The following is a 23,323-nucleotide window of genomic DNA, read 5'->3' on the forward strand; positions in this document are numbered from 1 at the left end:
CATGACCCTGTCGCATCGCCACTTCCGCTCCGCGCCGTGCACGCGCCTTCCCGCGCGGCTCGGGCTCTTACTGGCGCTGGCGCTACCGGCGCTGGGCCAGGCAGCGCCACCATCGTCGTTGTCGTTGCAGCAGGGCTGGCAAGTCAGGCTGGCGCCGGGCGATGCCTCGGCCAGCACTCACCCGAAAGCAGCGCAGTGGCTGCCGGCCAAGGTGCCGGGCACGGTGCAGACCGACCTGATCGCCGCTGGCGTGGTCCCGGACCCGTTCTATCGCGACAACGAAGCCAAGATCCAGTGGGTCGGACTGAGCGACTGGGAATACAAGACCCGGTTCAAGGCCGACGCAGCGCTGCTGGCGCGTGCGCATGTGGAACTGATCTTCGACGGCCTGGACACCTTCGCCGAGGTCTACCTCAACGGCAAGAAACTGCTCTCGGCCGACAACATGTTCCGGCAATGGCGGGTGGATGCCAAACCGTTGCTCCAGCGCGGCGACAACGTACTGGAAGTCCGGCTGTCCTCGCCGATCAAGAAGATCCAACCATGGTTGGCCAAACAACCCTACGCGCTGCCCGGCGCCTACGATTCGGCCTTCGGCGACGAGCCGGTGGCGCGGCACAGTTCCACCTACGTGCGCAAGGCGCCCTACAATTTCGGCTGGGACTGGGGTCCGCGCATCGTCACCGCCGGCATCTGGCAGGACGTGCGCGTGGAAGCCTGGGACGCCCTGCGTGTGGAAGGCCTGCACATCGCCCAGCAGCGGGTGGACGCCGACGCGGCACAACTGCTGGCACAACTGGAGGTGCAAGCCGACCATCGCGATGCGGTGCAACTGGATCTGGACGTGCTCGGCCCCGACGGCCAGCCGGTGGCGCAGTTCTCGCAGAAAGCGGTCCTCGACCCAGGCAACAACATCCTCACCGTACCGGTGCGCATCGCCAACCCGCAGCGCTGGTTCCCGGTCGGTTATGGCCGGCAGGATCTGTACACGTTCAAGACCCACCTACGCGATACCAGCGGCGACAGCCTCGACACCCAGCGCGTCACCGGCCTGCGCAGCATCGAACTGCGCCGCGAACAGGACAGGTGGGGCAAAAGCTTCGCCCTAGTGGTCAACGGCATCGCAGTGTTCGCCAAGGGCGCAAACCTGATCCCGTTCGACAGCTTCCCCAGCCGCGTCGACGCCGCGCGCATGCACGGCTTCCTGCAATCCGCGCGCGAGGCCAACATGAACATGCTGCGCATCTGGGGAGGCGGCCACTATCAACCGGACAGCTTCTACGAAGACGCCGACCGCCTGGGCCTGATGATCTGGCAGGATTTCATGTTCGGCGGCGCGATCCCGCCCTACGACGTGGCCTTCCGCGAGAACACCCGTGCCGAGGCCGAAGCGCAAGTCAAACGCCTGGGCGACCATCCCAGCATCGTGCTGTGGTGCGGCAACAACGAAGTGCAGACCGGCTGGGAGAACTGGGGCGACCGGATCAAGTTCAAGCAGTCGATCGACCCGGAAGAGCGCGAGCGCATCGTGCGCGGCATGACCACCTTGTTCGGCAGCGTGCTGCGCGACGCGGTGCGCCACTACGACAGCGACACGCCGTACTGGGCCACCTCGCCCGGCACCGATTTCGATGGCGCCGCCGACCAACCCAACGATGGCGACATGCACTACTGGAAAGTGTGGGGCGGCCCGGCGCTGCCAGTCACCGAATACCTCAACGTGACCCCGCGCTTCATGTCCGAATACGGTCTGCAATCGTTCCCGGACATGCGCACCATCCGCGCCTTCGCCGAGCCCGGCGACCTGCAACCGGAATCGCCGGTGATGCGCGCGCACCAGAAGTTCGACAAGGGCAATGGCAACCAGCGTCTGTTGCTGTACATCCGCCGCGCGTTCGGCGAGCCCAAGGATTTCGAGAGCTTCGTGTACCTGAGCCAGATCATGCAAGCCGAAGGCATCGCCCTGGCGGCCGAACACCTACGCGCGGCGCGGCCGCAGGCGATGGGTTCGATGTACTGGCAGCTCAACGACGTCTGGCCGGGCGCCTCGTGGTCGAGCCTGGATTACTTCGGTCGCTGGAAAGCACTGCACTACCGCGCGCGGCGCTTCTACGCACCGGAACTGATCGCCGCCCTGCGCGATGACAGCGGCCATACCACTGTATCGCTGGTCTCCGACCGCACCACGCCACTGACTGCACGCTGGCGCATGCGGGTGATGGACATGGCCGGCAAGGTGCTAAGCAAGAGCGAGAAACCGGTGACGCTGGCACCGCTGTCCAGCCTGCGCGTCGGCAGTTTCAGCGATGCGCAGTTGCTGCGCCGCGCCGATCCCGCGCGCAGCGTGGCGGTGTTCGAACTGCTCGACGGCGAACGCGTGCTGTCGCGCAACTTGGTGTTCTTCGACACCGCCAAGCGCTTGCAATGGCCTCGCACGGACATCCGCACCGACCTGCGCGCCGACGGCGATGGCTATGCGCTGACCCTGAGCAGCCCCACCCTGGCCAGCGAAGTGTGGCTGGCGTTCGGCGATCTGGACGTCACCCTCTCCGACAACGCCTTCGACCTGCTGCCCGGCGAACCACTGACCGTGCATCTGCGCAGCCAGGCCACACTGGAACAATTGCGCGCTGCGCTGCAGGTGCGCGACCTAGCCAGCACCCTCGCCGGCGCACCGGCCGAACCAATGGAAAACAAGTGATACCGATGCCGAAGATCACCACGCCCAGCATGCCGCGCACGGCACTGCACACGCCAGCGGATCAACCGCAACGACGCGATGCCGGCAGCGCCGGATCGCCACTGTCGTCGCTCCTGCGCGACATACCACAAGCGCTGTGCCTGCTTGGGCTGCTCGTCTCGCCACTGGCCCATGCCGACGACGCCGAAGACCGCGCCACCGCGCTGGTGGCGAAGATGACCCGCGCAGAAAAAATCGCCCAGGCGATGAACGATGCCCCGGCCATCCCGCGCCTGGGCATCCCCGCCTACGAATGGTGGAGCGAGGGCCTGCACGGCATCGCCCGCAACGGCGAGGCCACGGTGTTCCCGCAGGCCATCGGCCTGGCGGCAAGCTGGAACACCGACCTGCTGCATGCAGTCGGCACCATCACCTCGACCGAAGCACGCGCCAAATTCAACCTCGCTGGCGGCCCTGGCAAGAACCATGCGCGCTATGGCGGGCTGACGATCTGGTCGCCCAACATCAACATCTTCCGCGACCCACGCTGGGGCCGCGGCATGGAAACCTACGGCGAGGACCCCTATCTCACCGGGCAGCTCGCGGTGGGCTTCATCCACGGCCTGCAAGGCGACGACCCGACGCATCCGCGCACCATCGCCACGCCCAAGCATCTGGCCGTGCACAGCGGGCCGGAATCCGGCCGTCACGGTTTCGACGTGGACGTCTCGCCGCACGATTTCGAAGCCACGTATTCCCCCGCATTCCGCGCCGCCATCGTCGAGGGTCATGCCGGCTCGGTGATGTGCGCCTACAACGCACTGCACGGCATCCCGGCCTGTGCCGCCGACTGGCTGATCGACGGTCGCGTGCGCGGCAACTGGGGCTTCAAGGGTTTCGTCGTCTCCGATTGCGACGCCATCGACGACATGACCCAGTTCCATTACTACCGCGCCGACAACGCCGGCTCTGCCGCCGCCGCGCTCAAGGCTGGCCACGATCTGAACTGCGGCTACGCCTACCGCGATCTCGGCATCGCGCTCGACCGCGGCGAGGCCGAGGAGGCCATGCTGGACCGCTCGCTGGTGCGGCTGTTCGCCGCGCGCTACCGACTGGGCGAATTGCAGCCGCGCAGCAAGGATCCGTATGCGCGACTCGGCGCCAAAGACATCGATAGCCCCACGCACCGCGCGCTGGCGCTGCAAGCGGCGCAGCAATCGCTGGTGCTGCTGCAAAATCGCAACGACACCCTACCGCTGCGGCCAGGGCTGCGTCTGGCGGTGATCGGCCCCAATGCCGATGCACTGGCGGCACTGGAAGCCAACTACCAAGGCACCTCGGTGGCACCGGTGACGCCGCTGCAAGGCCTGCGTGCGCGCTTTGGCACCACGCAAGTGCACTATGCGCAGGGCGCGCCGCTGGCTGCGGGCGTACCGGGCACGATCCCCGAGACCGCGCTACGCAGCGACGGCAAGCCCGGTCTGCGTGGCGAATATTTCGACAACCTGGATCTGGTCGGTCGCCCGCGCGCGCAACGCCAGGATCGGGTGATCGGCTTCAACTGGGACCACGTGGCGCCGGCCAAGGGCGTGGACAAAGATCGCTACTCGGTACGCTGGAGCGGCGAACTGCTGCCGCCCGGCCCGGGCGACTACACCCTGGCGGTGCGGGTGGCGCGCTGTTTCGACTGTGCTGGCCACGATCCGGTGCGCTTGTACATCGACGATCAATTAATCGTCGCCGGCAACGCCGAAGACAAGCACGTGCCAGCCGGCATGCATAACGCCGATGGCCGCAACGTGGAAACCGTGCTGCATTTCGACGACACCCAGCCACACCGCATCCGTCTGGAACTGGAACACCGTGGCCAGGACCAGGGACTGCGCCTGGAATGGCTGGCACCACCAGCGGCGCAATTGGCCGAGGTCGAACACGCGGTGGCGCAGGCCGACGCGGTTGTGGCCTTCGTCGGTCTATCGCCGGATGTGGAAGGCGAAGAACTGCGCATCGACGTGCCCGGCTTCGACGGCGGCGACCGCAACGACCTGTCCCTGCCCGCGGCGCAGCAGGCGCTGCTGGAGCGCGCCAAAGCCAGCGGCAAGCCGTTGATCGTGGTGCTGATGAGCGGCAGCGCGGTGGCGCTGAACTGGGCCAAGCAACACGCCGATGCGATCCTCGCGGCCTGGTATCCCGGACAATCTGGAGGCACCGCGATCGCACAGGCGCTGGCCGGCGACATCAACCCCGGCGGGCGCCTGCCGGTGACCTTCTACCGCTCGACCAAGGATCTGCCGCCCTACGTCAGCTACGACATGAAGGGCCGCACCTACCGCTATTTCAAGGGCGAAGCGTTGTTCCCGTTCGGTTACGGCCTGAGCTATACCCAGTTCGCTTACACGACACCAAAGCTGTCCAGCACCACGCTGCGCGCTGGCGACACCTTGCACGTCACCACCACCGTGCGCAACACCGGCGCACGCGCCGGCGACGAGGTAGTACAGGTGTACCTGCAATATCCGCCGCGTGCACAGTCGCCGCTGCGGGCGCTGGTCGGTTTTCAGCGGGTGAGCCTGCAACCTGGCGAAGCACGCACCCTGAGCTTCGCCCTGGAGCCGCGCCAGCTCAGCGACGTGGATCGCAGTGGCCAGCGCGCGGTCGAGGCCGGCGACTACCGGCTATTCGTCGGTGGTGGTCAGCCGGACACGCAAGTGTCTGGCAGTGAAGCGGCGTTTTCGATTCAGGGCACGACGCCATTGCCACGATGACGCGCATGCACTGCGCACATTCGTACAAAAACACACCAGGAATTTCATCATGCCCTCCCGCCGCGACGTCCTCCACCTGATCGGCAGCGCTGCCGGCGCCAGCCTGCTTGGTGCCGTGGCACCGGGTTTTGCCGCCACGACTGCGGCTGCATCCACCAGGCTGACCAGCAAGCGCCCGCCGCCGAGCAAGCGCCGCTTCGTCAGCAGCACAGTGGAAAAACACCTGCGCCGCATCAAAGCCGACATCGCCGATCCGTCTCTGGCCTGGCTGTTCGAAAACTGCTATCCCAACACCCTCGACACCACGGTGGAAATCGGCACCCGCCACGGTAAGCCGGACACCTTCGTCATCACCGGCGATATCGAGGCGATGTGGTTGCGCGACTCCTCCGCGCAAGTGCATCCATACATCGCCTTGACCAAGCACGATCCGGCGCTGCAGCGCATGTTCCATGGCCTGATCCAGCGCCAGGCCGCGTGCATCCGCCTGGATCCGTATGCCAACGCGTTCCTGCCCGATGGCAGCAGCCAGCGCCTGAAGTGGTCGGTGGCCGACATCACCGAGATGAAGCCCGGCGTCGGCGAGCGCAAGTGGGAAGTGGATTCGCTGTGCTATCCGATCCGCCTGGCGCACGCCTACTGGCGCGCCAGCGGCGACGCCGCACCGTTCGACGAGGACTGGCGCGAGGCGATGCACGTGGTGGTCAGGACCTTCCGCGAACAGCAGCGCCTGCATGATCGCGGCCCGTACAGCTTCCAGCGCCCCTCGCCGCTAGCTACCGAGACCCTGGTGCTGGACGGCTACGGTCAACCGACACGGCCCAACGGTATGATCCACTCGATGTTCCGTCCGTCCGACGATGCCTGCGTGTATCCGCTGTTCGTCCCGGCCAACCTGTTCGCGGTGACCTCCCTGCGACAGTTGGCGGCGATGAGCGAAGCCCTGCACCACGATGCCCCCTTCGCGGCGGAGTGCCGCGCCTTCGCCGACGAAGTCGAGACCGCTACACGCCGCTTCGGGCAGATGCGCGATGCCGACGGCCAAGCGTTCTGGGCCTACGAAGTGGACGGCTACGGCAACCAGTTGTTCATCGACGACGCCAACGCACCGGGGCTGCTGAGCCTGGCCTATCTGGACTGCTGCGACCGCCGCGATCCGCTGTTCCTGCGCACCCGCGCGTTGGCCTGGAGCGAGCGCAACCCGTACTTTTGTCGCGGGCATGCCGCCGAGGGCGTCGGCAGCCCGCACAGCGGGCTGAACACGATCTGGCCGATGTCGCTGATGCAATACGCGCTGGTCAGCGACGACGACGCGCAGATCCGCCAGTGCCTGCAATGGTTGAAGAGCACCGACGCCGGCAGCGGGTTCATGCACGAGTCCTTCGACAAAGACGATCCTGCGCACTTCACCCGTTCCTGGTTCGCCTGGGCCAACACCATGTTCGGCGAACTGATCATCGATCTGCACCAGCGCAAGCCGCACTTGTTGAACGCCTGATCCGCTTTCCCCTCCTCTTCACCGCACACCTCCAAGGACAGCATCATGGCCACACGACGCGGTTTCCTGCAGGGCGCCATCGCCCTGGCTCTATTCGGCAGCAGCGGCATCGCCCGACTGGCGCGGGCGCGCGCCGGCAACTACGCGCTGCCGGCCGATGCGCGCGCCAAGGCCGAACTCACCCGCCACGTCGATGTCTTCATCGGCACCGGCGGCCATGGTCACACCTTCCCCGGCGCGACACTGCCATTCGGCATGGTGCAACTGAGCCCGGACACCTACAACGCCGTGTGGGACGCGTGTTCGGGATACCACGCCGACGACAGCTCGATCATGGGCTTCTCGCACACCCACCTGTCCGGCACCGGCATCGGCGATATGCTCGATGTGCTGTTGGTGCCAGGCACCGGCAAGGTCAAGCTGGTGCCGGGTACGCTCGACAATCCAGACGCCGGCTACCGCTCGCGCTATGACCATGCCGACGAAGCCGCTTCGCCCGGCTACTACCGCGTGCGCCTGAAAGACAGCGGCGTGCACGCCGAGCTGACCGCCACCGCGCGCGCCGGCCTGCACCGCTATCATTTTCCCAAGGGCAAACCGGCGCACCTGTTGCTGGACTTTTGCCATGGCATGCAGGACAAACCCGGCATCCCCACCCGGATCAGCGACGCGCAATTGCGCATCGTCGATGCGCAGACCGTGACCGGCGGCCGCCGCGTTTACCAATGGGCCAAGGGCCGCTACATCTACTTCGCGCTGCGCCTGTCGCGGCCGTTCGCCACCGCGCAGTTGTATTCCGAAGACAAACCGCTGGCCGCATCCGCGCGGCAGGCCGACGGCACGCAGCTGAAACTGGCATTGCACTATCCAGACGCCGCCGACGCGCCGTTGCTGGTCAAGGTCGGCCTGTCCGCAGTCAGCGCCGAGAACGCGCTGGCGAACCTGGATAGCGAATTACCCGATTTCAATTTCGCCGGCGTGCACGCCGCCGCCGTGGCCGCGTGGGAGAAAGAACTGGGACGGGTACGCATCGACAGCGACGACGACGCACAGCGCCGCATCTTCTACACCGCGCTGTACCACAGCCTGCTCGCGCCAAGCCTGTTTAGCGACACCGACGGCCGCTATCGCGGCATGGATCTGCAGATCCACCAGGCACCTGCCGGTTACCACAACTACAGCACGTATTCGCTGTGGGATACCTACCGCGCGCTGCATCCGCTGCTGACCCTGGTCCAGCCCGAGCGCGTCCCGGATCTGGTGCAGTGCCTGGTGCGCGGCGCCAACGAATGCCCGCAAGGCGTCGGCATCTGGCCGCTGCAAGGCGTGGAAACCGACTGCATGATCGGCTACCACTCCGCCGTGGTGCTGGCCGAAGCGTATGCCAAGGGCTTTACCGGCATCGACTGGAAGGCGGCATGGCCGGCGTGGCGCAAGCGCGCGATGGACGACGACGTGCACGGCCTGGGGCTGTACCGGCAACTGGGTTACATTCCCTGCGACAAGGTCGACGAATCCGCCAGCCGCACATTGGAATTCGCCTACGACGACTGGGCCGTGGCACATCTGGCCGATGCCGCAGGCGCCCACGAGGACGCGCAACGCCTGCGCGCACGCTCGCGCAACTACCGCAACGTGTTCAACCACGACAGCAACTTCGTACAGCCGCGCCTGAGCGATGGCCACTGGGCAACGCCGTTCGACCCGCGCGCGATGGGCCACAGCAAGCGCTGGCGCGACTTCACCGAATCCAACGCCTGGCAGGCCACCTTCCTCAACCAGCACGATCTGTACGGCTACATGGACCTGTTCGGCGGCCGCGACCACTTCGTCGCCAAACTCGACGAACTGTTCTCCACCAGTTCGGCATTGCCCGCCGACGCGCCACCAGACATCGACGGCATGGTCGGCCAGTACGCGCACGGCAACGAACCCAGCCACCACGTCGCCTACCTCTACGCCTACGCCGGGCAGCCGTACAAGACCCAGGCAATGGTGCGACGGTTGCTGCGCGAGCAGTACCACGACGCCGCCAACGGCCTGTCGGGCAACGAGGACTGCGGACAGATGAGCGCCTGGTTCGTGCTCAGCGCGCTGGGCCTGTATGCGGTCGATCCGGTCAGCGCCAACTACGTGCTCGGCAGCCCGCTGTTCAAACGCGCCGAACTGGATGTCGGCCACGGCCGCACCCTGCGCATCATTGCCCACGGCAACAGCCCGGCGAATGTGTACATCCAGCGCGCGCGCTGGAACGGCAAACCGTACACACGCAGTTGGCTGCGCCACGCCGATCTTGCCACTGGCGGCACCCTCGAACTGGACATGGGGCCAACCCCCAACACCACCTTCGGCGCTGCCAAGGACGACCTGCCGCCTTCGTTCGCCTGACGCCCCACGATGGGCGCGGCGCCAACACATCACCTTCGCGATTGCCGGAGACTCCACATGCTGCGTCGCTCCCTACCCCCGCTTGCCCTGTCGCTGCTGTTGTCGCTCACGGCCTCCGCAGAACCGAAGCACACGCCAGCCTGGCCCGCGTTTTCCACCCAGGGCGATCACTTCACCCGCAACGGCACGCCCTACCAGATCATCTCCGGCGCCATCCACTTCCAGCGGATTCCCCGCGCCTACTGGAACGACCGTTTGCAAAAAGCCCGCGCCATGGGCCTGAACACGGTGGAGACCTATGTCTTCTGGAACCTGATCGAGCCGCGTCCTGGCCAGTTCGACTTCAGCGGCAACAACGACATCGCCGCCTTCATCGACGCCGCCGCCGCGCAGGGCCTCAACGTGATCCTGCGTCCCGGCCCTTACGTCTGCGCCGAATGGGAGGCCGGCGGCTATCCCGCGTGGCTGTTCGCCGAACCGGGCATGCGCGTGCGCAGCCAGGACCCGCGCTTCCTCGCTGCCAGCCGGGCCTATCTCGATGCGCTCGGCGCGCAGGTCAAGCCACGGCTCAACGGCAACGGAGGCCCGGTCATCGCCGTGCAGGTGGAGAACGAATACGGCTCCTACAACGACGACCACGCCTACATGCGCGCAAACCGTGCCATGTACGTCCAGGCCGGCTTCGACAAGGCCGTGCTGTTCACCGCCGACGGTCCCGACGTGCTCGCCAATGGCACCTTGCCCAATACGCTGGCCGTGGTGAACTTCGGCCCCGGCGACGCCAAAACCGCCTTCCAGACCTTGGCCAAGTTTCGCCCCGGGCAACCACAGATGGTGGGCGAATACTGGGCTGGCTGGTTCGACCAATGGGGCGACAAACATGCCGCCACCGACGCCGCCAAACAAGCCAGCGAGTTCGAATGGATCCTGCGCCAGGGCCATTCCGCCAACATCTACATGTTCGTCGGCGGGACCAGCTTCGGCTTCATGAACGGGGCCAACTTCCAGAAGAACCCCACCGACCACTACGCCCCGCAGACCACCAGCTACGACTACGACGCGGTCCTGGACGAAGCCGGCCGTCCCACGCCCAAGTTCGCCTTGTTCCGCGACGCCATCGCCCGCGTCACCGGCATCCAGCCGCCGGCGCTGCCCGCGCCGCAGCACTTCGCCGAACTGGCGGACACACCGCTGCGCGAATCGGCATCGCTCTGGGACAACCTGCCACCGGCAGCCGCCACCACCGACATCCCGCAACCGATGGAACGCTACGGCCAAGCCTACGGCTACATCCTCTACCGCACGACCGTCACCGGCCCGCGCAAGGGCAGCCTATACCTGGGTGAGGTGCGGGACTATGCGCGCGTCTACGTCGATCACGCGCTCGCCGGCAGCGCCGACCGCCGCCGACAGCAGGTCGCCGTGGACGTGGACATTCCCGCCGGCACCCACACGCTGGACGTGCTGGTCGAAAACAGCGGCCGCATCAACTACGGCACGCACTTGCCCGACGGTCGCGCCGGCCTGGTCGACCCGGTGCTGCTCGACGGCAAGTCCCTGAGCGGCTGGCAAACCTTCCCGCTGCCGATGGACGACGCCAGCACACTCCACGGCTGGACCTCCGCCAAGGTGGACGGCCCCGCTTTCCACCGCGGCATACTCAAGATCGCCGCCCCGGCCGACACCTTTCTGGACATGCGCGCTTTCGGCAAAGGCTTCGCCTGGGCCAACGGCCACAATCTTGGCCGTCATTGGAACATCGGCCCGCAGCGCACGCTGTACTTCCCGGCGCCGTGGCAGCGCCAGGGCGACAACAGCGTGATCGTGTTCGATCTGGACACCTCCCGGCATGCAAGCGTTCGCGGCGGGAAAACCCAGGTGTGGAGTCAGCCAGGCGGCTGAATCCGGTCTACCCGTCACGGCCTCATCCCCTCCTCCGCATGGGCGCTCGTGCGGTCGGGCCAACTACAGGCTGACGCCCACGATTGCAGCGCACTGCAATTCATCCACCGTTGTGGGACCAACCGCGGTCGGACGGCATATCAGCTCACCGCTGTTGCACAGCTTGCGCATGCTCAAATCCAAGCTGGGCCTGCCTTTGCGGCGCACAGGATCGCCGCGCACTGGCTGCTCGCGCAGATCTGCACACGTGATGCATATGTGACGTGCGTCAAAATTTCCCCTGATAGAGTTAGTCAAAGACTTCGATAGCCTGCGGCTAGGAATGACACGGCGTCATCGCAATCGCCAGTCTCCCTTCTTTCCGCAAAGCGACTTCCTCTGATCGTGATTGTTCTATGGAAATGATTGACCCCCCAGACGATGCAGGCCAGCTGGCCAATTTCTTCGAACATTCCATGGGAGCCTCCGGACTGGATCGGGTTCTGGGGGTGGTCAGGCGGCACCTTTCGATGGACGTGGCCTTCGTGTCGCGCTTCCAGGGCGATACGCGGATTCTCGATCACGTCGACTCCGAAGGATATCCACTGCTCAACCGCGGACAATCCATCCCGATAGATGCGGGCTACTGCATGAAGGTGGTGAACGGAGAATTACCGGAGTTTATCCCTAACACAGCGCATATTCCCGCCGCCATCGCCATCCCCGAAACGCACGCCATCCCCATCGGCTCTCACCTCAGCACGCCCATCGTCCTGGAAGACAAGCGCGTGTTCGGGACGCTGTGCTGCTTCAGCCACCACCCCGTCGCCTCGCTCACCGAACGCGACATGGATATGCTACGTGCATTCTCCGAGTTCCTAGGTTTCTATTTCGACAGTGTCGAGCGGCAGAAACGCGAGCAAGAATCCGTGGCCCAGGATATCCGCGCCGCCATGCAGAACGATGCATTGAGCATCGTTTTCCAGCCTGTGTACGGTATCGCGAAACCGCACATCCATGGCTTCGAATGCCTGTCGCGCTTCAACATGCAGCCCTGCCGTTCACCGGACAAGTGGTTCAACGCCGCCCACAGCGTCGGGCTCGGCCTGGACCTGGAATTGCATGCCATCGATAAGGCATTGAAGGAACTGGCGCGATTCCCGGACAACATCTCGTTCAACCTCAATTGCTCGCCGGAGCTGATCATCTCGTCCAGGCTACTGCCACTATTGGGTTGCGTGGATGCTTCACGGATCGTGCTGGAGATCACCGAGCATGACATCGTGAACGATTATGCAGCGCTGGCGGAAGCATTGAACCCTGTGCGAGCACTGGGCGTGCGCGTGGCAGTGGACGATGCCGGCGCGGGTTATTCGAGCATGCGGCATATCCTCAACCTGCAGCCGGACTTCATCAAACTCGACATCAGCCTGACCCAGTCCATCGACCACGACAAAAACCGCAAAGCTCTCGCCAAGGGATTGATCAACTTCGCGCACGAAATTGGCAGCGAGGTCGTCGCCGAAGGCGTCGAAGCCGCCAGCGAACTGGAAACGCTGCAACAATTAGGCGTCGATTATGCGCAAGGTTATTATCTTGCCAAACCCATGCAACGGGATGATGCGACTCGGCTCGCGCACGAACACGTATCCGACGCCATACACGGCGCCAGGGGCACGGCCGGACAAAGACTGGTAAATACCTGTAGCTGACCTGCCGGCTCAACGCAGGGAGGCAGCGCCAACCTCGAACAATTGAAACTCGCGAATATGCGCCGCATCCACACTGGATAGGATATTCAGACGCACGCGCGAGGCAGTGACTGCGGGGAAGTGATCGATCTTCATATGCCCGATGGCCTGCGCCTGCGCTACCTTGACCCAGGCGCCATCGCGGAACACTTCCACCGCGTATTTCTGCACCAGCTGGCCATCGTTGAGCCACTCCATCGACAACGCCGTATCGAAGGTCACCGGCTGTTTGAACTGTAGTTCGAGCGTGGCGTGATGCGAGCCGGCGGGTGCGCTCCAGAACGTATCGCGATCACCATCGACCGCGGCAGCGATTGCGTCGTCGGCCTTGAGTTGGCCGCGTACCAGATTGCGATCGGCGCCATAGCGCGCCTGCAACGCCTGGCCCATCGCTTCGAGCCGTTCGACATCGGCCTGCGGCAGTAATCCGTGCTTGTCCGGGGCGATGCCCAGCACCAATTGCCCGCCACGGCCGACGCTGTCTTCCCAGATCTGCACCAGCTCGTCGACGCTCTTGAGCGTCTGATCGCTATTGGGATGCCAGAACCACTGCAATTTGTGCAGCGGCGTATCCACCTCGACCGGACGCCAGCGCAGCACGCCGTGACGATCGATCGTATTCCAATTCTCGCCCTCGATCGCGCCGGCCTCGTTGCCGACCCAGCGCACATCGCCATACTCGAACAGCGCGGTATCGGCGAACACCATGGCATTGGCCTGATAGGTCCGCAGCTCCTCCAGATACTTGTCGAAGTTGTAGACGTGACCGGCACTGCCGGCGCCATCCAGCCACCATTCGGTCAACGGACCATAATGCAAGGCCAAGTCCACCAATTGCGCGGCGTAGAATTTGTCATAGGCTTTGGGATCGGCGTACTTGGGTTCGTGGCGATCCCATGGCGACAGATAGATGCCCAAGCCCATGCCTTGCTGGCGCACGGCCTCGCTGGTCATTTTCACCAGATCGCCCTTGCCGCCCAGCCACGGACTCTGCTTCACGGAGTAGGCACTTTCCTCGGTCGGCCACAAGGCGAAACCGTCATGGTGCTTGGCCACCAGGATCAGATACTTGGCGCCGGCCGCCTTGGACGCGCGCGCCCACTGCGCTGGGTCCACCCGATCCGGGGCGAACACCTTGGCACTGGCGGTGCCGTCGCCCCACTCGCGATCCAGGAAGGTGTTGGTGCCGAAGTGCACGATCACGCCGAACTCCAGATCCTGCCAGGCCACTTGCTGCGGCGAAGGTTTGACCTCGGCGAAGTTCTCGGCCAGCGCATGCGGTGCGGCCAAGGCAGTCAAGCCGAGCACGGCCAAGCAGCGGAACGGAGAAAGCACACGGCACGGCATCGCAGATCCTCACAATCATCGAGCAGACGAACGACGCTGCCAGCGCCGTCAGCATAGGGTGTTCAATTGATGATACATAGATATCCCCGCACTCCGGCACAGGACCGACCACATGATATCGCGCACGCTGTTCCCCCTGCTGTCGCTGTTCGCACTGCACGCCGTCGCCGCCCCCGTGACCACACTCACGCCGATCGTGTACAGCGAGTTCGTCAACGCCAAACCACCGACCGCGCAATGCCATGCCTCCACCCTGGTGGAAACCGACGATGGCCTGCTCGCGGCCTGGTTCGGCGGCCAGCACGAAGGTGCCGACGACGTGGGCATCTGGGTCGCGCGGCGCGACGCACATGGCTGGCTGCCGGCGCAACGCGTGGCCGACGGGGCGCAAGCGCACGGCGCGCCGCCGTTGCCCGCCTGGAACCCGGTGCTATTCCAACCGGCGCAGGGGCCACTGCGGCTATTCTACAAAGTCGGTCCAGACCCGAAGGGCTGGTGGGGCATGCAGATCACCTCCAGCGATGGCGGCCGCCACTGGTCGGCACCGGAGCGTTTGCCCACGGGCATCCTCGGCCCGATCAAGAACAAACCCGTGCAACTGGCCAGCGGCCGCATCCTCAGCCCCAGCAGCAGCGAGGACGCCGGCTGGGTCGCGCATATGGAATGGTCCGACGACAACGGCGCGCACTGGACCCGTGGCCCAGCCATGAACGATCCGGCCAAGATCGGCGCCATCCAGCCCAGCGTGCTGGTGCATGCGAACGGGCGCGTGCAGGCTGTCGGCCGCAGCCGGCAAAACCACGTGTTCAGCACCTGGTCGCACGACCAGGGCCGCACCTGGGAACCGATGACCCTGCTCGACCTGGCCAATCCCAATTCCGGCACCGACGCCGTGGTGCTGGCCGACGGCCGCTCGCTACTGGTCTACAACCCCACCGAGGCCGGCAAGGAGTGGTGGGACGGCCGTGGCATCCTGGCCGTCGCCTTATCGAACGACGGTCTGCACTGGACCCGTGTGTTGACCCTGGAAAACAGCCCCAAGGACGAATTTTCCTACCCGGCGGTGATCCAGACCCGCGACGGCCAGATCCACATCAGCTACACGTGGAAGCGCACCCACATCAAGCATGTGGTGTTGGATCCGAAGCGCTTGGACATCGCGACCTGGCAGAGCGCCGACAACGGGTGACTATCGCGCCGTACACCGATCAAGCCGCCGGCATACCAAGCATGCCGGCGCACGCATCAGACCGCTCTTTGACGCATCTCTTTAAAGAAAGAAATCATCAAACCTGCCAACATCAAGAAAGTACCAAGGCCGATCATTCCTCCAAAAATCAAATACGCCACACCACCCCGATGAATAGTCAAACCAGAAAAAAACATTAAGGCTCCGGCCATTACTAGCAAGTAGAGCATTCTGCGCGGACCAATGGATTTCTTTATGCCTTTCGTCCATATCCAATTCAAAATAACAAAAGCGAAACGCCCTGGGATTTCCCGAGGCTGTTTGGTTTAAATCGCGCCGCGTTGACGTAACCACGACGTCACGCCAGAACGCTGAAAGACCAATAACAAACACACCAACACACACGCCCCGGCAAGCCGCTCAACCGGCTTATGTCTCTTGCAACAACGCCACCATCCGCCGCACCAGCGCCACATCGGTCTGCAGGCGATCACCGCCCAGGCTGCGCACATGCGGATGCGTCGCGCGCGCGCGCGATGCCAGCGGCCCGCGCGCCGATCCATGAAATTCGCGTGCGCCCGTGCGTGCGCGCAGCTGCGCCAGATTGGCATCGGTGACGCCCGCACCGGGCATCACGCTCAGCCGCGTACCGGCCTGCTGCACCAACTCGGCGATCAAAGCCGCGCCTTCTTGCGCCGTCTCGCGCGCGCCAGAGGTCAACACACGCTCGCAGCCCAGCGAGATCACGTCCTCCAACGCACGACGCGGATCGGCGCTGACGTCGAAGGCGCGGTGGAAGGTGACGCCCAACGGACCAGCGGCGGCGATCAGTTCGCGCATCGTCGCCATGTCCACCTCGCCGGATGGATCCAACGCGCCCAGCACCACGCCATCGCAGCCCAGCCGCACGCACTGCTCCACGTCGCGGCACATCGCCTCGACCTCGGCCGCATCGAACACGAAATCGCCCACGCGCGGGCGAATCAACACGTACAACGGAATCCGCAAGCGATCGCGCACCACCGCCAGCGTGCCGAAGGATGGGGTCAAGCCGCCGCCATCGAGCCCGCCGCACAGTTCCACCCGCATCGCCCCGCCAGCCTGTGCCGCCAACGCCGAGCCGATCGCATCGGCGGCCACTTCCAGGCCCGGGGTCGTGGGCCGATTCATGCCGCCGGCTCGGCGAAATGGCTCTGTCCAGGCAGCAACAAATCCTGCCGCTGCGCGTCGCAAACCGCGTAGGTGAAGCCGGGCTGGATCGCGAATGCCCCGATCTCGCCACGTCGATTCATCGCCAGAAAACCCACTTGCAGATCGCGCGTGAGCTGCGGCTTGCGCCGCACGATGCGCATCACCACCTCGCGACACGCCTCGGCGGGACTCTTGCCCTGCCGCATCATTTCCACCACCGCAAAACTACCGACATTGCGGATCACCTCCTCACCAACGCCGGTGGACGTCGCCCCGCCCACCTCGTTGTCCACGTACAACCCAGCGCCGATGATCGGGCTATCGCCGACCCGCCCGTGCATCTTCCACGCCATGCCGCTGGTGGTGCAGGCGCCGGACAGATTGCCGTGCGCATCCAGCGCCAGCATGCCGATGGTGTCGTGATTGTCCTTGCCGCCGGGCAGCGTGCCGCGGCGATAGGCGTGGTTCTCGATGTTGGCCTCCGGCGCATAGTGCGAGGTTTTCAGCCACTCCTTCCACGCCTTTTCCGCTGCGGGCGTCAGCAATCTGGTGCGCTCAAATCCTTGCGCCAGCGCGAATTGCAGCGCGCCGTCGCCAACCAGCATCACATGCGGCGTCTTCTCCATCACCCGCCGCGCGACCGAAATCGCGTGCACGATGTCTTCCAGCGCCGCGACCGCGCCGCAACTGCCGGTGTGGTCCATGATGCAGGCGTCCAGCGTGACCCGGCCATCGCGATCGGGATAGCCGCCCAGCCCGACAGTGTGATTGTCCGGATCCGCCTCCGGCACCCGCACCCCGGCTTCCACCGCATCCAGCGCCGCCCCGCCGCGGGCCAGCACCTGCCACGCGGCCTGATTCGCCGGCACACCGAAATCCCAAGTCGAGATCACCCGCGCCGCGCCGCGCGGCAGCGGCGCGACACCGGCCTTGGCCTTGGCCGCAGCGCGCGCCCCAGGCAACACACCGCCCACCCCGGCGGCCAGGGCGCCGAAAGCGGCGGTTTTCAGGAAATGACGACGTTCGTGCATTGATCAGCTCCAGCGCGGCAATGGACAGGCGCCGCGCGGCAATCGCGCGCGGCCAAGCGCGCATCATGCGATAGAGTGCTGCCGGATTGAATGGGCATTGCGGCATTGCATCGCCCACGATGGGCAAGAAGGCAGTAGAGAGGTGCTGTCAAACGCACCGTGCAACCTGTCGTTTTCTCGCCACTGAAGGGCAGGCGCTTCCATCGTGCTTTTCGTCCAATGCCCGAGAAACCGATGAAGCGCCCAATGCCTGACCAGGCTGAGTACTCACAACTGCCTCTCGGACACAGGGAATCCGCGCTGACTCATCCTCGTTACTCCCGTACTCCCGTACCATTGTCTTATTCCGATGGGGTCCACACCCTGGGCGGTGGACAACCGCACGCAGCATGAACACGTTGAGTGAACCAGCGTGCTCCGACCTTACCCCACCGTGTCCGCGCGGCACGATTGCTCCTTTGCACTTCACAGAACATCCATGCAGAACAGCGAGTTAAAAGAACACACCCCCCTCATGAAGCAGTTCTTCGCCGCCAAGGCCGACTATCCGGACTTGTTGCTGTTCTTCCGCATGGGCGATTTCTACGAATTGTTCTACGACGATGCGCGCAAGGCCGCGCGCCTGCTCGATATCACCTTGACGCAGCGCGGCAGCTCCGGCGGCGCGCCGATCCCGATGGCCGGCGTGCCGGTGCACGCCTACGAGGGCTATCTGGCACGGCTGGTGGCGTTGGGCGAGTCGGTGGCGATCTGCGAGCAGATCGGTGATCCCGCGCTGGCCAAGGGGCTGGTCGAGCGCAAGGTGGTGCGTATCGTCACCCCTGGCACGGTCACCGACGAGGCGCTGCTGGACGAACGCCGCGATACGTTGCTGATGGCCATCGCGCGCACCAAGCACGGCTACGGGCTGGCCTGGGCCGATCTGGCCGGCGGCCGCTTCCTGGTCAACGAGGTGGACAGCGAGGATGCGCTGGAAGCGGAACTGGCACGGCTGGAACCGGCCGAACTGCTGGTACCGGACGAGGACCAGTGGCCAGCATTTCTACGCGAGCGACGCGGTGTGCGACGACGCCCGCCGTGGCTGTTCGACGCCGACAGCGGCCGCCGCCAGTTGTTGGCGTTCTTCCAGTTGCACGACCTCACCGGCTTCGGGATCGACGACCGGCCACGCGCCATCGCCGCGGCTGGCGCGCTGCTCGGCTATGTCGAAGAAACCCAGAAGCAGCGCCTGCCGCATCTGACCTCCATCGCACTGGAAACCGCTGGCGAAGCCATCGCGATGAACGCGGCCACCCGCCGCCATCTGGAGCTGGACACCCGCGTGGATGGCGACACCCGCAACACCCTACTCGGCGTGCTCGACAGCACGATCACACCGATGGGTGGGCGCTTGCTACGACGCTGGCTGCACCGTCCGCTGCGTCTGCGCGAGGTGCTGATGCAGCGTCACCACGCGGTCGGCACCTTGATCGACCGTGGCGCCGATACCGACCTGCGCGATGCATTCCGCGCACTCGGCGACCTCGAACGCATCCTCACCCGCGTCGCCCTGCGCTCGGCACGACCACGCGATTTCTCTACCTTGCGCGATGGCCTCGGCCTGCTGCCGGCGGTGCGCGCGATTCTGGCGCCGCTGGATTCACCGCGGCTGGCGGCACTGGCGGCGGAACTGGGCCAGCACGAGGAGATCGCGCACCTGTTGGCCTCGGCCATCGCCGAACAGCCGCCGCTCAAGCTCAGCGACGGCGGGGTCATCGCCGCCGACTACGACGCCGAACTGGACGAACTGCGCCGGCTCAGCACCAACGCCGACCAATTCCTAATCGACCTGGAAGCACGCGAACGCGCCAGCAGCGGCATCGCCACGCTGAAGGTCGGCTACAACCGCGTGCATGGTTATTACATCGAAATCAGCAAGGGCCAAGCCGACAAGGCACCGGTGCACTACAGTCGACGCCAGACCCTGACCAACGCCGAGCGCTACATCACCGAGGAACTGAAGAACTTCGAGGACAAGGTGTTGTCGGCGCGCGAACGCGCGCTGTCGCGCGAAAAGCTGCTTTACGAAGGCCTGCTGGACACCCTGGGCGAGTGCCTGGAGCCGCTCAAGCGCGCCGCCGCCGCACTCAGCGAACTGGACGTATTGGCCGCTTTTGCCGAACGCGCGCAGGTGCTGGACTGGAGCCAGCCAGAACTGCAAAGCGACGCCTGCCTGCGTATCGAACGCGGCCGGCACCCGGTGGTGGAAGCGGTGCGCGAACAACCGTTCGAACCCAACGACCTGGACCTGCATCCGGGTCGACGCATGCTGGTCATCACTGGCCCGAACATGGGCGGTAAATCGACCTACATGCGCCAGAACGCGTTGATCGTGTTGCTCGCGCACATCGGCAGCTACGTGCCGGCGCGACGCGCGGTGATCGGCCCGATCGACCGCATCCTCACCCGCATCGGCGCCGGCGACGATCTGGCGCGCGGCCAATCCACCTTCATGGTCGAAATGGCCGAGACCAGCTACATCCTGCATCACGCCACCGCGCAGTCGTTGGTGCTGATGGACGAGATCGGCCGTGGCACCTCCACCTACGACGGTCTGGCGCTGGCCGACGCGGTGGCGCGCCACCTCGCCCAGCACAACCGCTGCTACACCCTGTTCGCCACGCACTATTTCGAACTGACCGCGCTGGCCGACGAGCCGGTCGAAGGCGGGCCCAGCGGCATCGCCAATGTGCATCTGGACGCAGTCGAACACGGCGACCGCTTGGTGTTCATGCACGCGGTCAAGGATGGCCCAGCCAACCGCAGCTTCGGCCTGCAAGTGGCCGCCTTGGCTGGCCTGCCCAAGGCCACGGTGGCGCAGGCGCGACGGCGGCTGGCCGAACTGGAGCAACGCGGCGGCGAGCACCATGCTGTGCAGATGGCGCCACAGGCGCTGGACGCGCCACAGCAGTTCGGCTTGTTCGCAGCGGCCCCCTCGGCCGCACAGGAAGCCCTGGCGGCACTGCATCCGGACGAGTTGACCCCCAAGCAGGCATTGGAAGCGCTGTACCGGCTCAAAGCCCTGCTCTGAACGTTGCCAGGCGCGCCCATAGCGCGTTCCTGGCAACGAGGATCGGCATGCCCATGCGCACTTCGCGGTGTGCGAAGCCCCGGATACACTGTGTTACTTTATAACATCCATGCGCGTATCACGCTCCGCCAACGCCCCCATCCCGGCTCTTTGTGACGTTGCACCGCACGTCAACGCTATCACCGTGCGTCGGCGTCGTCCTTGGCGTCCTGCCACGCTTCGCCTTGCCCCTCGCATTGCCATGGCCACCGGCGCGCGTCATGCCGACGTCCAGGCACAAAGCGCGAGTGTGCGCCAGCACCGTCATCGCACTCCAGCAGGTAGGTTGCGGCCCATCGCCGCACGCAACGCTGCCAGTTTGTTCGCGCCCCTCGCTCGGTTGCCATGGGCACCTGCGCCATCTCGCCATTCCCCCACGCACTTGCACCACTAGGCCCCCCCCATGACTGCCACTCAAATTCCCGTCACCGTATTGACCGGCTTCCTCGGCGCCGGCAAGACCACGTTGTTGAACCGCATCCTCACCGAATCGCATGGGCATCGCTATGCGGTGATCGTCAATGAATTCGGCGAGACCGGCATCGACAACGAACTCGTCGTCGACGCCGACGAAGAAATTTTCGAGATGAACAATGGCTGCATCTGCTGCACCGTGCGCGGCGATCTGATCCGCATTCTCGATGGCTTGATGAAGCGGCGCGATTTCGATGGCATCCTGATCGAAACCACCGGATTGGCCGATCCCGCGCCAGTGGCACAGACGTTCTACGTCGACCCGGACGTCGCCGCCAAAACCCGGCTGGACGCGATCGTCACTGTGGTCGATGCGGTCAACCTGGCCACGCATCTGGACGAAGCACACGAGGCAGCCGAACAAATTGCCTTCGCCGACGTGATCCTGCTCAACAAGATCGATTTGGTCCAGGCAGCAGACCTGGAAGCGGTGCAGGCGCGCATCCGCAGCATCAATCCTTACGCGCGCATCCATCACAGTCAGCGCAGCGATGTGCCGCTGGATGCAGTCCTGGGTTTGAATGCGTTCACGCTGGAACGCGTCCTGGAGATCGAACCGGACTTCCTCGACGAAGACCACGCGCATGTGCACGAGGAAGATATCGGCTCGTTGTCGCTGCAATTGCAGACCCCGCTGGATCCGTTGCGATTCGAACTGTGGTTCGGCGACCTACTGCGCACGCACGGCACCGACATATTGCGCTGCAAGGGCATTCTGGAGCTGGCCGGCGAGTCGCGCCGCTACGTGATCCAGGGCGTGCACATGCTGACCGACGGCAATTTCCTCGATGCCTGGCCGGCCGGGAAGCCGCGCGTGTCCAAACTGGTGTTCATCGGCAGGAACCTCGAACGCATGCAGTTGCGGGAGGGATTCAGCGCCTGCGCGACAGCATGAAGATGCCGTCGCAGCAACGCACCTCCACCTCCATCCCAACGCAGTCGGCCACCGGCTTCACCATGCAGGTCGACGCGGTGCCAGTGGCCGCGGTGATGTGTGGCACGCGATTGGTCACCGCCTGGGGCGATGGCAGTGTTCGCCGCTTCGCCAGGGAGCAAGCGCCAGACCGCGTGCAGGTCCACGATGGGGCGATCCTGACACTGGCGGCCGATGCGACAGGCGGCCTGCTCAGCGGCGGCGACGATGGCGTGTTCGCGCATCTAGATGCCACCGGCCAGCAGGTGCTGGCACGTTTCCCCGGACAATGGGTGGAGCACGTCGCCGCAAGTGCCGACGGCCACTATGCCTGCGCCGTCGGTCGTCAGGTGCACCTGTGGCGGACAGACGGCAGCACGCAGGTCATGGACCACCCCTCCAGCGTCGGCGGCATTGCCTTCGATCCCAATGGCCAGCGATTGGCAGTGACGCACTACGGCGGCGCCACCGTCTGGACACACGCCCCCGGCGACTGGACACCCACGCCGCTGGCGTGTCGTGGCAGCCATCTCGGTGTCACCTGGTCGCCAGACGGCCGCTTCGTCGTCAGCAGCATGCAAGAAACCGCGCTGCACGGCTGGCGCGTGAGCGATGCATTGCAACTGCACATCGCCGGCTATGCGACCAAGGTGCGGCAGTGGTGCTGGGTCGGGACCAAGCCCTGGCTCGCCAGCAGCGGCGCGACGTCGGCCGTGCTGTGGCCATTCGATGGCATCAATGGCCCGATGCAACGCGCTCCGCTGACTTTATTCGATACCCCACAGCAGGATCTGGTCAGCGCGCTATGCACGCTCCCCGATCAACCGCGCATCCTGGCCGGCAGAACCGATGGCAGCGTCCTACTCGGCGAGCCAGCCACACCGGAGCATTGGCATGTGCTGCGCCCCCCCGGCAACGCAGCGGTCGCGCTGCTTGCGATCCTGCCGGAACCGCATTGGCTGCTCGTCGTACACGACGACGGCCAGGCGCTGTGGATGCCGCTGCTGCTGCCATGAGCGCGCCGCCCACGTCTGCAACTGTCGTCGGCCAACTTCGCCGCCATCGCAATGCGCGACCGACACCTACCTCCTCCGCTCCGATCACGC

The 23,323-nt window shown here is 65.1% G+C and carries 14 protein-coding genes; 10 read left to right on the forward strand and 4 right to left on the reverse strand.

Annotated elements, in window-relative coordinates:
* Window position 1: 1 nt before the first annotated feature.
* From XalbCFBP2523_RS08285 to XalbCFBP2523_RS08310, 6 genes are all read left to right on the forward strand, one after another.
* Window positions 2-2,701, forward strand: a complete 2,700-nt coding sequence (locus XalbCFBP2523_RS08285; RefSeq protein ID WP_045766072.1) for a beta-mannosidase — start codon at window positions 2-4, stop codon at window positions 2,699-2,701.
* A 29-nt stretch (window positions 2,702-2,730) separates the two neighbouring features.
* Window positions 2,731-5,445 (forward strand): glycoside hydrolase family 3 C-terminal domain-containing protein, encoded by a 2,715-nt coding sequence (locus XalbCFBP2523_RS08290; protein WP_080928217.1) that lies wholly within the window; start codon window positions 2,731-2,733, stop codon window positions 5,443-5,445.
* A gap of 49 nt (window positions 5,446-5,494) precedes the next feature.
* Window positions 5,495-6,943 carry a glycoside hydrolase family 125 protein gene (locus XalbCFBP2523_RS08295; RefSeq protein ID WP_045766073.1) on the forward strand — a complete coding sequence of 483 codons (1,449 nt, stop codon included), beginning with the start codon at window positions 5,495-5,497 and terminating at the stop codon, window positions 6,941-6,943.
* Window positions 6,944-6,988: 45 nt separating this feature from the next.
* Window positions 6,989-9,331 (forward strand): GH92 family glycosyl hydrolase, encoded by a 2,343-nt coding sequence (locus XalbCFBP2523_RS08300; RefSeq protein WP_045766074.1) that lies wholly within the window; start codon window positions 6,989-6,991, stop codon window positions 9,329-9,331.
* 57 nt (window positions 9,332-9,388) lie between these two features.
* Window positions 9,389-11,233, forward strand: a complete 1,845-nt coding sequence (locus XalbCFBP2523_RS08305) for a glycoside hydrolase family 35 protein (protein WP_045766075.1) — start codon at window positions 9,389-9,391, stop codon at window positions 11,231-11,233.
* Between the two features lie 395 nt (window positions 11,234-11,628).
* Window positions 11,629-12,924 (forward strand): sensor domain-containing phosphodiesterase, encoded by a 1,296-nt coding sequence (locus tag XalbCFBP2523_RS08310; RefSeq protein WP_080928126.1) that lies wholly within the window; start codon window positions 11,629-11,631, stop codon window positions 12,922-12,924.
* Window positions 12,925-12,933: 9 nt separating this feature from the next.
* Here XalbCFBP2523_RS08310 and XalbCFBP2523_RS08315 read toward each other — a convergent pair whose 3' ends face one another.
* Window positions 12,934-14,310 (reverse strand): alpha-L-fucosidase, encoded by a 1,377-nt coding sequence (locus tag XalbCFBP2523_RS08315; RefSeq protein WP_080928127.1) that lies wholly within the window; start codon window positions 14,308-14,310, stop codon window positions 12,934-12,936.
* A 112-nt stretch (window positions 14,311-14,422) separates the two neighbouring features.
* Here XalbCFBP2523_RS08315 and XalbCFBP2523_RS08320 point away from each other — a divergent pair, with 112 nt between their 5' ends.
* Window positions 14,423-15,499 (forward strand): sialidase family protein, encoded by a 1,077-nt coding sequence (locus tag XalbCFBP2523_RS08320; RefSeq protein ID WP_045766077.1) that lies wholly within the window; start codon window positions 14,423-14,425, stop codon window positions 15,497-15,499.
* A 56-nt stretch (window positions 15,500-15,555) separates the two neighbouring features.
* Here the strand turns inward: XalbCFBP2523_RS08320 and XalbCFBP2523_RS16570 are convergent, their stop codons facing one another.
* The 3 genes from XalbCFBP2523_RS16570 to XalbCFBP2523_RS08330 all read right to left on the reverse strand — a co-directional run bounded on the left by XalbCFBP2523_RS16570 (window position 15,556) and on the right by XalbCFBP2523_RS08330 (window position 17,721).
* The gene (locus XalbCFBP2523_RS16570; protein WP_158250778.1) at window positions 15,556-15,729 is read right to left on the reverse strand and encodes a hypothetical protein; all 174 of its coding nucleotides are present in this window, start codon (window positions 15,727-15,729) and stop codon (window positions 15,556-15,558) included.
* 199 nt (window positions 15,730-15,928) lie between these two features.
* Complete coding sequence (locus tag XalbCFBP2523_RS08325) at window positions 15,929-16,669, reverse strand: copper homeostasis protein CutC (protein WP_012916710.1); 741 nt, start codon at window positions 16,667-16,669, stop codon at window positions 15,929-15,931.
* Window positions 16,666-17,721, reverse strand: a complete 1,056-nt coding sequence (locus tag XalbCFBP2523_RS08330) for a glycosylasparaginase (RefSeq protein ID WP_045766078.1) — start codon at window positions 17,719-17,721, stop codon at window positions 16,666-16,668. The genes XalbCFBP2523_RS08325 and XalbCFBP2523_RS08330 overlap by 4 nt, the downstream gene beginning before the upstream one ends.
* Window positions 17,722-18,199: 478 nt before the next feature.
* On the opposite strand from XalbCFBP2523_RS08330, the gene mutS reads away from it, so the two are divergent.
* From mutS to XalbCFBP2523_RS08345, 3 genes are all read left to right on the forward strand, one after another.
* A complete protein-coding gene (mutS, locus tag XalbCFBP2523_RS08335) occupies window positions 18,200-20,791 on the forward strand; it encodes a DNA mismatch repair protein MutS (RefSeq protein WP_045766079.1) in 2,592 nt (863 codons plus the stop codon).
* 442 nt (window positions 20,792-21,233) lie between these two features.
* Window positions 21,234-22,199, forward strand: coding sequence for a CobW family GTP-binding protein (locus XalbCFBP2523_RS08340; protein ID WP_045766080.1), 966 nt, complete (start codon window positions 21,234-21,236; stop codon window positions 22,197-22,199).
* Complete coding sequence (locus XalbCFBP2523_RS08345) at window positions 22,196-23,233, forward strand: WD40 repeat domain-containing protein (protein ID WP_052687952.1); 1,038 nt, start codon at window positions 22,196-22,198, stop codon at window positions 23,231-23,233. Before XalbCFBP2523_RS08340 ends, XalbCFBP2523_RS08345 begins: the two co-directional genes overlap by 4 nt.
* Window positions 23,234-23,323: the final 90 nt, after the last annotated feature.

It is taken from the genome of Xanthomonas albilineans (assembly GCF_002939705.1).
In the GTDB taxonomy this organism is placed as follows: domain Bacteria; phylum Pseudomonadota; class Gammaproteobacteria; order Xanthomonadales; family Xanthomonadaceae; genus Xanthomonas_A; species Xanthomonas_A albilineans.